Here is a 15,541-nt window from a genome sequence, read left to right as displayed (position 1 = left end):
TCAGGCACTCACTCAACTCCCGAGCGCGGCCCGAACATGATCACCGCAACACCCGCCACGCAGATGGCGCAGCCGATCACGTCCCAGCGGTCGGGTCGGAAGCCGTCGAGCACCATCCCCCAGACCAGGGAACCCACGACGAACACGCCGCCGTAGGCTGCGAGAATGCGGCCGAAATTCGCATCGGGTTGCAGCGTAGCCACGAAACCGTACGCGCCGAGGGCCATGACGCCGAGTCCCGCCCACCACCACGGCTGGCCCTCGCGGATGCTCTGCCAGATGAGCCAGGCGCCACCAATCTCGGCCAGCGCGGCAACGGCGAACAGAACCACAACCAGGAGCACACTCATGCAGCTCACCGTACGCGGCAATGGGATATCCCAGCGACAACGCCGGTGGGATATCCCATCGAATTCAGCGGCTACCGATAGTCCGGACATTCCCATTGAGAATCCGGGTTCGACGGGATATCCCATCAACCGTGCAGGAATGGGCCCGAACTAACCGACCTGTACCTTCGGCACGATTGCAACCAGCCGGCGTCGTTCGTGTGGTGCCGGAGTCCACCGGAAGCGAACCGTGAGTTGACCGCGCCGGGCAAGCACGACGGCGATAGCCCCCGCTGCGAGCACAGGCACGCCTCCCGCGATGAGCAGGGTGGTCTGCGCCCCGATGTTCTCGGCCAGCCAGCCGATCATCGGTCCGCCCACGGCCTGTCCTCCGATCAGGACCATCATGTAGAGGCTCATCACCCGGCCCCTGATCGCCACGTTCGTGGAAACCTGGACCAACTGGTTGGCGCCGGTGACGAACCAGAGACTTCCGACTCCGGCGAAGAACATCAGCACGGTGAAGGCGAACTGGTTCGGAACGTACGCAGCCAGTGCCATGAATCCGCCGAAGGCCGTCATACCGCCCAGCACGCCGCGCAGCCGAAGTTGTGTGCGCCGGGTGGAGGCGAGTGCGCCCACCAGCGCTCCGGTTGCCAGCGCCGTGTTGAGCAGCCCGTAACCTCCAGCGCCTGAATGGAACACATTGTCAGCGAAGGCAGCCATGAGTACCGGCGTGCTCAGCGCGAAAATGGCCACGAACCCGGCGGCGACCGTGCACCAGAAGATAGGCGGCTTGCTGACCAGATAGCGGGCGCCCTGCCGGAGTTGCCCCTTGGTTCGTGGGGCAGGCGCCGTGGTGTTCAGCTGGTCAGTGCGGAGTCGGTAGAGCGTGAACACGGTATAAGTGCAGGCAAGCGCATTGATGGCGAACGCCCAGCCGCCGCCGACAGCCACGATGAGGATGCCGCTGACGGCAGGTCCAACCATGGCACCGAGCTGGAAGACCGAGGAGTTCAAGCTGATCGCGTTGCGCAGGTAGGTGGGACCAACGAGGTCGTTGACGAAGACCTGTCTGGCCGGAGCATCGACGACGGTGACGAGGCCGATCACAAAGGCGATGACGTAAACGTGCCACACCTGGATCAGGCCGGTCAGTGCCAGAACGGCCATTGCCGTTGCCATCAGGGCTGCCACGCTCTGGGTGATCATGAGGAGCGTCCGCTTCGAGTAGCGGTCCGCGACCACGCCACCCCAAGGCCCGAGCAGGAGCATGGGAGCGAACTGCAGAGCCACGGTTATACCAACGGCCGTGACGGAACCCGAGAGCTGCAGGACCATCCAGTCCTGGGCGATGCGCTGCATCCAGAGTGCGACGACGGCAACCAGGTGGGAGATTGCAAAGAGACGGAAGTTGGGGATTCGTAGGGAGATGAAGGTGTCGCGCCAGGCTGGGCGCTGTGTGGTTACGGGGATCGGGGCGGTCAGTGTGGGATCTCCGGCGGGCGCGGAGGGGGGTGGGGGTGCCAAGGTGTCTTCCTGAATTGATGGGACTGTTACCTGATTGAGATGCACCTTCTACGCTAGCCATCAACGTGGACATTCACGAAGCTTATTGAGCCTATAAGTACTATTGAGGAACGTAATGACTCCTTCGAAGGACAGTAAGTGTTCGATTCCCTGCAGCTCAAGACCTTCCTCGCCGTCGCTGAAACCCAGAGCTTCACCGGCGCGGCAGCCCAACTGGGCCTCAGCCAGCCGACCGTCAGCCAGCATGTGCGCAAACTGGAGAAGGCGGCCGGACGAATGCTGATTGCCCGCGACACCCGTGAGGTTCGCCTTACCGATAACGGCGATGCCATGGCAGGTTTCGCACGGACCATCCTCGCTGCGCAGGAACAGGCACTCAGCTATTTCTCCGGCTCAGCAATGCGCGGGCGGCTGCGTTTCGGCGTGGCCGATGACCTCGCCATCACGCAACTCCCCCGCATCCTCCGCCACTTCCGGCAGCTCTATCCACAGATCAACCTCGAGCTCACCGTTTCCCAGAGCCCTCCCCTTCTGCGCAGGCTGCGGGCCGGGCAGCTTGACCTCATTTTCATCAAGTACATGACCGGCACGGGCGAAGGCACCCTTGTTCAGCGCGACCGCCTCGTCTGGGCCGGCCACGGAAAAACAACGCTCGACGACGGCGCCCCGGTCCCCTTGATCGCCTACCAGGCGCCGAGCCTGAGCCGCCAGATGGCAATCGATGCGCTGGAGCAGGCGGGCAGAACCTGGCGCATCACCTGCAACACCCGCGAAATCAACGGGGTCCTCGCTGCTGCACGGGCGGGAATCGGGCTGGCGGTCTTTCCGCAATCACTCATCCCCGAGGATCTGGTGCAGGTCACCAACCGGTTTGACCTCCCGACGCTCGGCGACGTCGATTTCACGCTGCTCAGCAACCCGCTGGCGAACCAGGAGCTGGTCGAGGCGCTGAGCTCGGCGATCCTCGGCCGGGCCCTGCGAAAGGCACCGGACGCGTAATGCATGGCAGCAACGGAACCGTTGCCTGACCCCAAACGACGGTGGGTCCACCCAACCCAGTGGGCGCAGAGTCAACGAATCCGTTGATCCGACGCGCCAGGAGTGAGCAACGTGCTCAACCCCACATGGCAGCACGGAAGGGGCGAGCGTAGACTGGACGCTGATGAATCGCACGATGTTCAAGTCGAAGATCCACCGCGCAACGGTCACCCACGCAGATCTGCACTACGTGGGTTCAGTAACCGTTGACCTGGACCTGCTTGAGGCAGCGGATATCCTGCCCGGCGAGATGGTCTCGATTGTGGATGTAACCAATGGCGCACGGTTGGAAACGTACACCATCGCGGGTGAGCGCGGCTCGGGCGTCCTCGGCATCAACGGGCCGGCCGCCCATCTGGTCCATCAGGGTGACACGGTCATCCTGATCACCTACGCTGCCATGACCACCGAAGAGGCACACGCGTACACCCCCACGATCGTGCACGTGGATTCAAACAACCGGATCATCGAACTCGGCAATGATCCCGCTGAGGGCCTCACCGAAGGCCTTGAGCGTCCACCATTCGCGCTGAATAACTCAGCGCTTCTCTAGCCCTCACACAAGCTCCTCCCTGTACAAGCGGATCCGTACCCAATGCGGACCCGCTTGTATTCGTTAATGCCTCCCGGTGAAGGCTCCCCAGACGCGCCAACCGCGTCCTAGCGAATTGTCCACTCAAGGCATATGGTCAGGAAGACAAGTATGCTTCCGGTCCCAGCGACTGCATCAGTCCCAGGGCCGCAGGCTGGCAAGGCTCGATGTGGAGGCGAGGTACGTATGCCGGGAAATCGCGGGGCCCGCAAGGGTATGAGGCAGGAAAAGAACCGGACCAGGAGGCGGCCGGGCGCGGTTGCAGCGGCATCGCTGGGGCTCACTTCGCTCCTGCTGAGCGGTTGCGGACCAGCGAATTCCGGTGTCCCGACGCTCACCTGGTATATCAATCCCGACGCCGGCGGGCAGGCTGCGATTGCCCAGCTCTGCACAGAGCAGGCCAACGGCGAATACCGGATCGAAACGTCCCTCCTTCCGAACGACGCCGCAGCGCAGCGCGAACAGTTGGCGCGCAGGCTCGCGGCCGGCGATGACTCGCTGGACATCATGAGCATCGACCCGCCGTTCGTACCCGAGCTGGCAACGTTCCTAGCGCCCGTTCCCGAGGAAACGGCTCAGGCCACCACGGAGAACACCCTCGAGGGCGCACTGCAGGGTGCGATGTACGAAGACGAGCTGGTCACCGTACCGTTCTGGGCCAACACGCAGATCCTCTGGTACCGGGAGTCCGTTGCCGAGGAAGCAGGACTGGACATGTCGCAGCCTGTGACCTGGGATCAGCTGATGGAAGTTGCTGCCGCACAGGATGTGGAATTGGGTGTGCAGGGCTCGCAGGCGGAGTCAATGACGGTCTGGATCAACTCGTTGATCGAATCGGCGGGCGGCACCATCCTCGAGAACCCTGAAGCGGAGGCTGATGAGATCGAGCTTGGCCTGGTGAGCGACGCCGGCCGCGAGGCGGCACGCATCGTCGGAACCATCGGCGACGAGGGCCTTGGCGGCCCAGGCCTCGCGACGTCCACGGAGAATACGTCGCTGACCCTCTTCCAGGGCGAGAGCGGATCCTTCATGGTCAACTATCCGTTCGTCTGGCCGGCAACACAGGGAGCTGTCGAGGACGGCACACTGGACCAGTCGGTCCTGGACGACATCGGCTGGGCCCTGTATCCGCGGGTGTCCGAGGATCAGGAGACAGCCCCGCCGCTGGGTGGGATCAACCTCGGAGTCGGTGCGGGAAGTGACAATCCCGAACTGGCGTACCAGGCAATCGAGTGCATCGTGCAGCCCGAGAACCAGACGGAGTATTTCCTCACCAACGGAAACCCGCCCTCGAACTCGGAGGCATACGAGGATCCGCAGATCGCAGAACAGTTCCCCATGGCTGAGACCATCCGCGAATCGCTCGAGATCGCAGCACCCCGTCCGCAGACCCCCTTCTACAACGAGATCTCCAGCGGCCTGCAGCAAACCTGGACTCCGCCCGATGAGGTGGATCCGGAAACCACACCGGAGGAATCGGCGGAGTTCATCACCGCTGTGCTGAGAGGGGAGAGACTGCTGTGACCAGCACGATCACCAAGAACCCGAAGGCGATGAAAGCCAACGGCAAAAACAACCGCAACAACGACTACAGCGACCGCGCCAGGGCGGAACGCCGCCTGGGTTGGATGCTTGCTGGGCCGGCATTCATAATCATGCTCGCGGTCACCCTGTACCCGATCATGCAGGCATTCTTCGATTCGCTCTACGCGTTCCGCCTGACGGCACCTGATGAGCGCGAATTCATCTTCCTGCAGAACTATGTGACGATCCTCAGCGACCCTGTGTGGTGGCGCGACCTCTGGACCACCGTGCTGATCACCATCGTGACTGTCGCCGTCGAACTCGTGCTCGGGTTCGCACTGGCACTGGTGATGCACCGGGCACTCAAGGCAGTGCGCGGCTGGCTGCGGACCGCCATCCTGGTGCCCTACGGCATCATCACCGTGGTCTCGGCTTACGCATGGTTCTATGCGTTCGACATCAGCTCCGGCTATGTGAATAGCTGGTTCGACTGGGTCCCCGGGATTGACCAGGACCTTAATTGGTTCGCCCAGGCGAGCACCGCGCTACCGGTGATCATGGCCTCCGAGATCTGGAAGACGACTCCGTTCATCTCGCTCCTTCTGCTGGCTGGCCTCGCACAGGTTCCGGATGAACTGACGGAAGCCGCCAAGGTGGACGGCGCCACATGGTGGGAGCAGATGCGCAAGGTCATCATCCCGAACATGAAGGCGGCGATCATGGTCGCTGTCCTGTTCAGGGCCCTGGACGCGTTCCGAATATTCGACAACGTTTTCATCATGACCAACGGCCAATACGGTACAGAAGTGCTCTCGTTACTCGCCTATCGGACGTCCATCACCAGGTTGGAAATAGGCCTCGGTTCAGCGGTTTCGGTTCTGCTCTTCGTCTGCGTGCTCTTGATCAGCTTCGTAGCGATCAAGGTGTTCAAGGTTGACCTCGCCGGAACGACAGGAGGAAAGCGATGAAATCGACCGGCCGCGAAAAGCTCTGGTGGACAATCATCTCCATTGCGGTTCTGATCTACGCGCTCTTCCCTGTGGCATCGATCTTCGCCACCTCGTTCAAATCGGCGGGCGACCTCACCAACGGCAACTTCCTCCCCTCCCCCGGCGCTGCCACGCTGGACAATTACGAGCAGATCCTGGTCGGTGACGCACAGGAACTGTTCCTCACCGCGCTCTGGAACTCGATTGGTATCTCCCTCATCGCAACGGCCATCGCCGTCATACTGGCCACCCTGTGCGCCTACGCGATTGCGCGGCTCGAATTTCCCGGCAAAAAAGTCATCCTGACGACGGCGCTGGCCGTGTCGATCTTCCCGGTCATCTCCATCGTGACTCCGCTGTTCAACCTGTGGCGCAACATCGGGCTGTATGACACGTGGATCGGCCTGATCATTCCGTACCTGTCGCTGACCCTGCCGATCTCCATCTGGACGCTGGCAGCGTTCTTCCGCCAGATCCCGTGGGAACTCGAGCAAGCCGCCCAGGTTGACGGCGCAACCACCTGGCAGGCGTTCCGGAAGGCAATCGTGCCGCTTGCCGCACCGGGCGTATTTACGACGGCGATCATCGCCTTCTTCATCGCCTGGAACGACTTCGTGTACGGCATTTCGCTGACGTCCACAGAAGCTGCCCGGCCGGTTCCTGCGGCGCTGGCGTTCTTCACTGGAGCCTCGCAGTTCGAGTCTCCTACCGGCGCCATCTCGGCGGCGGCAATCATTGTGACCATCCCGGTTGTGCTGCTGGTGTTGCTCTTCCAGCGGCAGATCGTTTCAGGCCTTACCCAGGGCGCAGTCAAGGGCTGAGACCCGAAAAAACTGAAGGAAGAGGACCAGAAGAACATGGCTTCGATAACGCTGAAGAACCTCGTCAAGAAGTACGGTGACGGTTTCCCTGCCGTCAATGACATCAGTATCGACATTGAGGACGGCGAGTTCATCATCCTGGTCGGCCCGTCCGGCTGCGGAAAGTCCACCCTGCTGCGCATGATCGTAGGCCTGGAGGACATCACCTCCGGCGACCTCTACATCAATGAGGAGCGGGTCAACTCCAAGGCACCACGTGACCGCAACCTGGCCATGGTGTTCCAGAACTATGCGCTGTACCCGCATTTGACAGTGTTCGAGAACATCGCGTTCCCGTTGCGCCTCGCGAAAGGCAAGCACAGCGAGGACCAGGTGAACAAGCTCGTCACGGAGGCCGCTGCCACACTGGAGCTGACCGATCACCTGCAGCGGAAACCCGCCAACCTATCCGGCGGCCAGCGGCAGCGCGTGGCGATGGGCCGGGCGATTGTGCGGCAGGCGGACGCTTTCCTCTTCGACGAGCCGCTTTCCAACCTGGATGCAAAACTTCGCGGGCAGATGCGTTCGGAGATCTCGCAGATGCAGCGCCGCCTGGGCACCACCTCGGTTTACGTCACTCACGACCAGACCGAGGCCATGACCCTTGGCGATCGGGTTGCTGTCCTGAAGAAGGGCGAGCTCCAGCAGATCGCCTCGCCGCGGGAACTCTACGAACAGCCGGTGAACCTGTTTGTTGCCGGGTTCATCGGATCGCCTTCGATGAACTTCCTCCCCGCGACGATCGAGAACGGGAAGCTGCAGACGTCCCTCGGCGAACTGGACATTCCCGAGGATCGCGCTGTGAAGGCTGAGGGCCGCAAGGTGGTCCTGGTGGGCGTCAGGCCGGAGTTCTTCGAGGACGCGAAACTCGTGGATGATGCGAAGAAGCCGCACGGATCCACCTTCACCGCCACGCTTACCCACACCGAGTGGCTCGGCAACGAGCAGTACGGGTACATCAATTTCGACCCGGCGCCCGAGGTCCGGGAGCTCCTCAACAACCTTGCACGCGAGATGGATGCCGACGAGCTCAGGCCCCAGGTGGTGGTCACGCTCGACGCCGCAAGCCGTATCCGTGGCGGACGGGAGTCGGAGATCTGGGTGGACACCCGCAAGCTCCACCTCTTCGATGCTGAAACCGGTGAAAACCTCACGCGGGACGCCGAAGCGGGCGCCGCGCTGACCGCCGAGGCCAATGAGGAACGGGCTGAGGAGATCGCGAACGCTCGAGCGGCCGACGACGAGGCCCGCGCCGGCAACAGCGCTGGCGGCGGCGGGAGCCACGCCGCCGCCAGCTGAGGAACGCGGGGTACCCGCACGAGCGCAGCGAGTGTGGGGAAGTTCCGAAGCGCTAGGAACGCGGAGCGCTAAGCCAGCCCCGAGACTACGACGACGCCGGCACCCAACCTGGGTGCCGGCGTCGTCGTTTGTTTGTAGTTCCAGACGCCCTTGGAACTACGTGTGTACGCTGTGACAATGGCGGGCAACGATGCGGATCATGCGGCACGGATAACTGCGGGTTACACCTTCGAGGGACCCTCTATCCAGTTGGGTGCGGCGCTGGTGGGAGGCGAACTGCATCAGGGCGCGGCCGTGCGGTTGCCGCTCGCGATGATGAACCGGCACGGGCTGGTATCGGGCGCAACCGGCACCGGTAAGACCATCACCCTGCAGGTTATGGCCGAGCAGCTCAGCGCGCAGGGTGTTCCGGTCTTCCTGGCCGATATAAAGGGAGACCTCACCGGACTCTCTACGCCCGGGACCCCGTCCGAGAAGCTTGGCAAGCGCACGACGTCGGTCGGCCAGAAGTGGGAACCGGCAAGCTTTCCGGTGGAGTACTTCTCCCTCGGCGGTGACGGTGTGGGTGTGCCCATTCGAGCGACCATCACGGACTTCGGACCGCTGCTGCTGGCGCGTGTCCTGGACCTGAACGAAACCCAGGAATCCAGCCTGCAACTGGTATTCCACTATGCGGACCGGGCTGGCTTGGAACTGTTCAACCTGGCGGATCTGCGCGCGGTCATCGGGTTCCTCATATCCGACGAGGGCAAGACTGCGCTACAGGAACTCGGCGGACTGTCGAAGGCCACGGCCGGCGTCATCCTGCGCGAGCTCATCACGCTCGAGGCACAGGGAATGGACCGGTTCTTCGGTGAACCGGAGTTCGATACGGACGACCTGCTCCGCACCGACATCGAGGGGCGCGGCGTCATCAACTGTCTCGAACTGCCCACCCTCCAGCAGAAACCGCAGTTGTTCTCGACCTTCCTGATGTGGCTGGTCGCCGATCTCTTCGCCGATTTACCGGAGGTTGGCGACACTGAGAAACCGAAGCTGGTCTTCTTCCTCGATGAGGCGCATCTGCTCTTCAACGGGGCGTCGAAGGCGTTCCTGCAGTCCATCCAGACAACCGTCCGGCTCATCCGTTCGAAGGGCGTGGGGATCTTCTTCGTCACCCAGACGCCGCGCGACGTTCCGGCGGAGGTGCTGGGACAGCTGGCGAACCGGGTCCAGCATGCGCTGCGTGCCTTCACGCCTGATGACGCGAAAGCACTCAAGTCCACAGTGTCGACGTTCCCCACGAGCCCGTACGACCTCGAGGAAGTCCTGACCTCAGCGGGCATCGGCGAAGCGGTAGTCACGGTGATGAACGAGAACGGTGCCCCGACGCCCGTAGCCTGGACGCGCATGTTCTCCCCGACGTCCACAATGGGACCATCGCCGGCCGGCGTGGTCGAGGGGATTGTGGCCGCCTCTCCGCTGCTCGCCGAGTACGGAACACCGATCGACAGTCACTCAGCCTACGAAAAGCTCTCCGGGTCGCCGGACAGCGGACCGGTGCCGCGAACGACGACGACGCCGGCCCCGCGTGCCGGAACAGACGAGCGCGCCGGAACAGACGAGGGTGCCGGTTCGGAGCAAGGTCCCCGGCCCCCGGCTCCCGCCGGGCGTCGCGTCCCGTCGCAGGCGGAGATCGACGCCGAGGCGAGGCGGATCGAGGAAGAAATTCTCGGACGCCCCAGTATGCGGCCTCCCACGGAGCCGCGCGGCGACTCGGCCCCGCAACGCTCCCACTCCGGCGAGGGTCAGGTTCAGCGCACCGGGACACAGCCGCCGGTTCCTCCCAGCGGCCAGCAGCGCCAGGAAAATCGCGAGATGGTGGATGCTGCCCTGAAGGTCGCGGGCACGATCGGCGTGGAACTCGTACGCGGGCTGTTCGGCACCCAACGCAAGCGGCGCCGTCGTCGTTGGTAGTTTGGGCTGGCGCCGGCGGCGCGGCGTCACGGTGCTAAGCGCCGTTAGTAGAACCAGTACCCCCATTGGGTAACGTAAGAGGGTGCATTCTTCCCGCGTGATACGAGTCCTGGCTGCCTGGCTGCTTGGGCTCATGCTCGCGGTGGTCGCGGCAATCGCAACGGTGATCCTCGTGAACACCCACGTGTTCGGGCCGCACCAGCAGGTGGAGAGCTATCTGGAGGCACTCCGGGAGGGTGACGGAGAGCGGGCGCTGGGGCTCCTCAACGCCACGGTTCCGGATGCCAATGCGGCTCTTCTCGACGGGCCGGCGCTCCAGCGTTCAGTGGACGGGATGGAGAATGTCGAGGTCGGCGATCCGCAGCGTTCGGGCGAGAACCGCATGCAGGTCGACGTCACCTACACCATCCGGGACACGGAGCACACGTCCTCGTACCTGCTCGAGAAGACCGGCACGGAGTGGCTGTTCTTCAACCGGTGGGAGTTTGTGCCGGCAGCGTTGCCCACGCTTGAGGTGTCCGTCATCAATGCGAACGAGGCGACGCTCAACGGAACCCGGGTAGTGGTGCCGGAAGGCCGAAGCCAGTTCGCGGTGTTCTATCCGGCCGGAGTCGAAGCCCATTACACCAGCGAGTACTTCGCCGCGCCGGCCCAGACGGTTGCCGTGACGAACCGGCAACAAGGTGCCGTGAGCCTGAACCTGGCAACCGAGGCTACGCCCGCGCTGGTAGAAGCGGTCAACGCACAGCTGAAGAGCTTCCTCGACTCCTGTGCGGAACAGGCGGTTTTCCAGCCGACCAATTGCCCGTTCGGCTTCCAGACCGAGAACCGGGTTGCCGCGCCGATCAACTGGTCCATCGCGGAATACCCCGCAGCCGGCATCGAGCCGTACAACGGCAACTGGGTCATCTCCACGCTGCGGGGCACGGTTCTGTTGGAAACGAGCCTGCAGGATCTCTTCACGGGAGCCATCGAACCAATCAGCGTGCCGCAGGACTTCGAGTTCACTGCACGCCTCGCGGTGACTGACGAGGAAATCGTCGTCACGCCGGTTGTGGAGTACTAGCCGCGATCGCGCACATGGAGCAAACCAGACGCCGGTGAGCGGAATTTCCCTCACTTGGGCCCAAGTTGGACCGGCTCCTGTCCAGGTTGCTCACGTTCAGCGCGCTAGCGCCTACCTGGCTCCCAATGCTCGCTTCGCTCGCGGCGGGGCCATCGGGACGGCAGCCTTCCTCCAGCAGCCTCAGTCCAGGCCGCGGAGGTCGAGCGTCAGTTCCGTTTCGCCGTCGGCACTGAGCGTCACCGGAATGCCCCAGTCCTGTTGATACAGGTGGCATGCGGCATGATCGGGGATCTCTCCGCCCGGTTCGCCGTCACACGCTGCGGCCCGCGCCGTGATGTGCAGGACGCCCTCGGGCACGTCACCGGACAGGACAAGCTGCCGCTGAAGGCCCATACCGGTGCCACCGCCGGAAACCAGCAGCGACTCCGGCGAGGAGGAGACCTTCAGCTGGGTCGGATCGCCCCACCGGTCGTCGAGCTTCTGGCCCTTCGGCGCACTGAATCGAACTGTGACCGCAAAATCGCCGGGTACGACGGCGGTCTTCGGCCGTTGCGTCTGCGACGCACCCTCATCGACGGCGAGCGCTTCCTTGGGGATGGGCAGACGGACCAACTGGTGCTTGTTGGTCTCAACCACAATGAGCAGCGGTTCGCCGCCGGATTCCACCGGAGCCGTATCCACCAGCACGTCGGAGGGCTCCGAAAGTCCGCGCATCAGCGTGGAAACCTGCCGGGTGGCAGGATCGTAGCGCCGTACCGCACCGTTGTACGTATCGGCGATGGCGATTGATCCGTCCGGGAGCGCCGTCACGCCCAGGGGATGCTGCAGGCGTGCCTGGCCGGCCTCGCCGTCCCGGAACCCGAAGTCGAACAGCCCGGTACCGATGGCGGTCTGCACCTGGGTGCGGTTACGGCCGTTGACCGTGAGGAAGCTCAGTACCCGTACAGCCGACGTTTCGGAATCGGCGATCCACAGGTTGCCGTGGTCGTCTTCGGTGAGACCCGAGGACTGGGCGAACCAGGCTGCGGTGGAATCGCCGTCGAGCAGTCCCTCCAGCCCGGTACCTGCGAGGATGTCCACAGAGCCGCTCGCCGGGTCAACGGTGAAGATCTGGTGCGTACCTGCCATCGCCACGACAATGCGCTGCAGGGTGGTGGACCACACCACGTCCCAGGGTGAAGAAAGGGAGATATTCACTGCGTCCAGGCCCAGATGGGTGTCTTCAAGGCGGGGCGCGGCGTCGTCGGGAATTTCAGCGGATGCTTCACCGCCGAGATCGTGGGAAGTTTCCTGCAACTCGACCGGGCGGGCCTTCACCTGGTTTTCCGCATCCAGCAACCGTTGGACGCCGTTTCCGGCGATGGTCCGCACGGTGCCACTTTCCAGCGCCACACCGCGCAGCCGGTGGTTGACGGTGTCCGCGAGAACGACGTCGTACCCCACCCTCCGGGCCACCTGGGCCGGCAGGAGCGCCAGCCCCTGCGGTTCGTTGAACTGGGCTTCTTCAGCGCTGCCGTCCGCGAAGCCACGTGTGCCGGATCCGATGGTGCGGCGGACCGTGGTCAGATCGGCTTCGAGCTCGACCAGCCGGTGGTGTCCGCTGTCGCCGACCAGGAACGTGCCGCTTGACGGCAGCGCGAGTACCTTGCCGGGAAACCGAAGGTCGCCGGCAGAAGGTTCGGCGGGTACGTATGGGCCGTCGCCACGATGCAGCGTGCCCTTGGCTTCGTGCTCGGCTACCAGTTCCTCGACCAGCGACTCAAGCCCGGCTGCGTGGCCCTCACCGGACAGGTGCGCCACGATATAGCCCTCGGGATCGATGACCACGAGCGTTGGCCAGGCGCGGGCCGTGTATGCCTGCCAGGTGGTGAGGTCAGGATCGTCCAGGACCGGGTGATGGATCTCGTAGCGCTCCACGGCAGCGGCGAGGGCCACGGGGTCTGCTTCATGTTCAAACTTGGGCGAGTGGACACCGACCGTGACGAAGACATCCGCATACTTCTCCTCGAGTGGGCGGAGCTCATCCAGGACGTGCAGGCAGTTGATGCAGCAGAAAGTCCAGAAGTCCAGAAGAACGATCTTGCCCCGCAGGTCCTCAAGCTGGAGCTGCTTGCCGCCGGTATTGAGCCAGTTGCGTCCGACAAGTTCGGAGGCACGGACCCGGTAGCCGACGCGGAGCGGGGTTTCGGTCATTCAGGATCTCCTGTCGATGGATTGTGCGGTCCGGATTTCGCTGACCGGCCTGCTTCCGCTTGCCGTCGGGCGTCCGTCCGGGCCGGTCCCGACTCGTCGCGTGCGGCGAGCGAGGCAAACATGTCGTTGTAAGCAACAAGCTCGGCGTCGTTATTCCGGTCAGCCGCGCGGTCCTTGCGCCGGGACTCCCGTGTGTCGCTGCGAGACCACATGATGGCGACGCCGATCGCAAGCAGGAGCGTCGGCACCTCGCCGATCCCCCAGGTCACGGCTCCGCCGATCTGCTGGTCCTCGATCGCGGACGGCCCCCATTCCCTGCCCATGTTGCCGAACCAGGAGGCCTGGAGCAACGAGGTGCTGCCGGTCAGCGCCACGCCGAAGAAGGCGTGGAAAGCCATCGTGGCAAACAACAGCAGCAATCGGAGCGGGTACGCGGCGCGTCGGGGAATGGGATCCGTGCCGATCATCGTCAGGACGAAGATGTAACCGGTCAGCAGGAAATGCAGGTTCATCAGCTCGTGGCCAACGTGCTCGCGCAAGGCGAAGCCGAAGAGCGGCGAGTAGTAGAACACCACGATGGATCCGGCGAAGTTCGCTGCCGCAAAAAGGGGGTGCGTGACGATCACGGAGAAACGCGAATGCACGATGACCAGGATCCACTCACGGATACCCCGGGTACCGTCCCGGCGTGGGACCAGGGCCTTCAGCGCGAGGGTGACCGGGGCTCCGAGCACCAGGAAGAGGGGAACCACCATGGTGAGGGCCATGTGATCGATCATGTGGGCGCTGAACAGCACCATGCCGTAGATCGCGGGAGCGCCGGAGGTGAAGTACGTGAGCGCTATTAGGCCGATGAGCCAGCAGACCAGCCGCAGCACCGGCCACGAATCGCCGCGCTGCCGGAGTTTGACCATGCCGAGGACGTAGGCGACGGCCACAGTCACGGCGAAAGCAATCCACAGCCAGTCGGGGCGCCACTCCGTGAGCCAGCGCATCGCCGTCGGTTCCGGCGGAAGTTCGTACCCGGTCAGGATGCGGGCGGGAGTGGCGTCGGGCTGGAGTTCTTCGGAGCGGGGCGGCGCCGTCCGTGCGAGTGCGACGGCGACACCCGAGACAGCTCCCATGATGGCCAGTTCGACGGCGATGAGTTGCCACAGCACGCGCCGCGCGGACATGTTGGTGTCCAGTTGCGGGATGATCCACTGCCGGTGCATGAGGCCGATCCCGCCAAGAAGGATGGTGGCGATAGCCTTGAAGGTCACGAGCAGGCCCCACTCGGAGCTCAGCTGGGAGAGGTTGCCGATGCGCAGACTCGCGTTGATGATGCCCGAGAGGAACACGAGCGCAAACGCAAATCCGGCCAGGGCCGAGAAGCGCTTCAGGACCGTGGAGGTCTGCGTGCCCAGCTTTCCGCCGATCACCGCGAGAACAATGATCCCGCCCACCCACAGGCAGACACCGACGAGGTGCAGCGCGATCGAGTTGACGGCGGCGTTGTGGTCGTCACCGCTGGCCGAGTGACCGATCAGCGACATCGGCATCAGTCCGCCGATGGCGAGAACCGTTGTGAGGGCCAGCCAGATGCTGGAGCGGGCCCCGAACGTCATGGTTGCGACGACGGCCGCGATCATGGTCGTGGACAGCCACGCGCGCCCGGTGTCGAAGTCAGTGAGGTAGGAGGCCAGTCCCTGTGTATATGCGGCGTCACTGCTCAGGGGAAGGCCAGCAGCGTCCGAATAGGTGAGCACCAGTACGGCCAGGGCCGCCAGCGTCCAGGTAACCGCTGCTCCCGAAGCCAGCGCCATGGTCCGTGCGAAGGCTGGATGCTCGGGTTCCTCCGGGTCCCGGCTGTTGCGGCCCGGCTTACCTGCCTGCCTCGGCAGGATAATCACCGCAAAGATCAATGAACCGATGACGGCGGCAACTGACACGTTGTGCACGGCCTTGGACAGTGGAAGACCCCAGCGGGTCAGCGCACCCGGGTCACCGAGCTGCCGGGGAGCTGCCGCGCCGGAGAATGTGAGCGCGGCGACCACCGCAACGATCACGAGGGCGCCGGCAACAATCAGCCAGACAGGTTTGACCCCTGGCCAGCGTGCTGTGCCTGCGCTGCCTGGCTTCGATTGCTTGGTTGTTGTGGCCACGCTTTCCATTGTCTACCCCCA

Annotated in this window: 12 protein-coding genes; 8 read left to right on the top strand and 4 right to left on the bottom strand. The window is 63.8% G+C overall.

Going from position 1 to position 15,541, the window contains the following annotated elements; genetic code table 11:
• Positions 1 to 8 precede the first annotated feature (8 nt).
• Positions 9 to 350 carry a YnfA family protein gene (locus tag ACX80C_RS05235; protein WP_459325209.1) on the bottom strand — a complete coding sequence of 114 codons (342 nt, stop codon included), beginning with the start codon at positions 348 to 350 and terminating at the stop codon, positions 9 to 11.
• Between the two features lie 150 nt (positions 351 to 500).
• Entirely contained in the window at positions 501 to 1,859 is a 1,359-nt protein-coding gene (locus tag ACX80C_RS05230) for an MFS transporter (protein ID WP_459325208.1), read from the bottom strand.
• Between the two features lie 138 nt (positions 1,860 to 1,997).
• Here ACX80C_RS05230 and ACX80C_RS05225 point away from each other — a divergent pair, with 138 nt between their 5' ends.
• The 8 genes from ACX80C_RS05225 (at position 1,998) to ACX80C_RS05190 (ending at position 11,183) form a co-directional block, all read left to right on the top strand.
• Positions 1,998 to 2,858 (top strand): LysR substrate-binding domain-containing protein, encoded by an 861-nt coding sequence (locus ACX80C_RS05225; RefSeq protein ID WP_459325207.1) that lies wholly within the window; start codon positions 1,998 to 2,000, stop codon positions 2,856 to 2,858.
• A gap of 163 nt (positions 2,859 to 3,021) precedes the next feature.
• A complete protein-coding gene (gene panD, locus ACX80C_RS05220) occupies positions 3,022 to 3,450 on the top strand; it encodes an aspartate 1-decarboxylase (RefSeq protein WP_459325206.1) in 429 nt (142 codons plus the stop codon).
• A 255-nt stretch (positions 3,451 to 3,705) separates the two neighbouring features.
• Positions 3,706 to 5,013 (top strand): extracellular solute-binding protein, encoded by a 1,308-nt coding sequence (locus ACX80C_RS05215; RefSeq protein WP_459325205.1) that lies wholly within the window; start codon positions 3,706 to 3,708, stop codon positions 5,011 to 5,013.
• 29 nt (positions 5,014 to 5,042) lie between these two features.
• On the top strand, positions 5,043 to 5,981 hold the full coding sequence (locus ACX80C_RS05210) for a carbohydrate ABC transporter permease (RefSeq protein WP_459325475.1): 939 nt from the start codon (positions 5,043 to 5,045) through the stop codon (positions 5,979 to 5,981).
• Complete coding sequence (locus ACX80C_RS05205; RefSeq protein ID WP_459325204.1) at positions 5,978 to 6,823, top strand: carbohydrate ABC transporter permease; 846 nt, start codon at positions 5,978 to 5,980, stop codon at positions 6,821 to 6,823. The genes ACX80C_RS05210 and ACX80C_RS05205 overlap by 4 nt, the downstream gene beginning before the upstream one ends.
• Before the next feature lie 36 nt (positions 6,824 to 6,859).
• Positions 6,860 to 8,161 (top strand): ABC transporter ATP-binding protein, encoded by a 1,302-nt coding sequence (locus ACX80C_RS05200; protein ID WP_459325202.1) that lies wholly within the window; start codon positions 6,860 to 6,862, stop codon positions 8,159 to 8,161.
• A 177-nt stretch (positions 8,162 to 8,338) separates the two neighbouring features.
• Positions 8,339 to 10,117: a helicase HerA-like domain-containing protein gene (locus ACX80C_RS05195; RefSeq protein WP_459325201.1), complete on the top strand. Its 1,779-nt coding sequence runs from the start codon at positions 8,339 to 8,341 to the stop codon at positions 10,115 to 10,117.
• An 82-nt stretch (positions 10,118 to 10,199) separates the two neighbouring features.
• A complete protein-coding gene (locus ACX80C_RS05190; RefSeq protein WP_459325200.1) occupies positions 10,200 to 11,183 on the top strand; it encodes a hypothetical protein in 984 nt (327 codons plus the stop codon).
• Positions 11,184 to 11,363: 180 nt separating this feature from the next.
• Here ACX80C_RS05190 and ACX80C_RS05185 read toward each other — a convergent pair whose 3' ends face one another.
• Both ACX80C_RS05185 and ACX80C_RS05180 read right to left on the bottom strand, forming a co-directional pair.
• A complete protein-coding gene (locus ACX80C_RS05185) occupies positions 11,364 to 13,376 on the bottom strand; it encodes an NHL domain-containing thioredoxin family protein (protein ID WP_459325199.1) in 2,013 nt (670 codons plus the stop codon).
• Positions 13,373 to 15,529: a cytochrome c oxidase assembly protein gene (locus tag ACX80C_RS05180; RefSeq protein ID WP_459325198.1), complete on the bottom strand. Its 2,157-nt coding sequence runs from the start codon at positions 15,527 to 15,529 to the stop codon at positions 13,373 to 13,375. The genes ACX80C_RS05185 and ACX80C_RS05180 overlap by 4 nt, the downstream gene beginning before the upstream one ends.
• Between the last annotated feature and the right edge of the window lie 12 nt (positions 15,530 to 15,541).

This window comes from Arthrobacter tecti (assembly GCF_054511355.1).
Note: the sequence above shows the minus strand (reverse complement) of the source record. Positions and strands in the feature narration are given on the sequence as shown.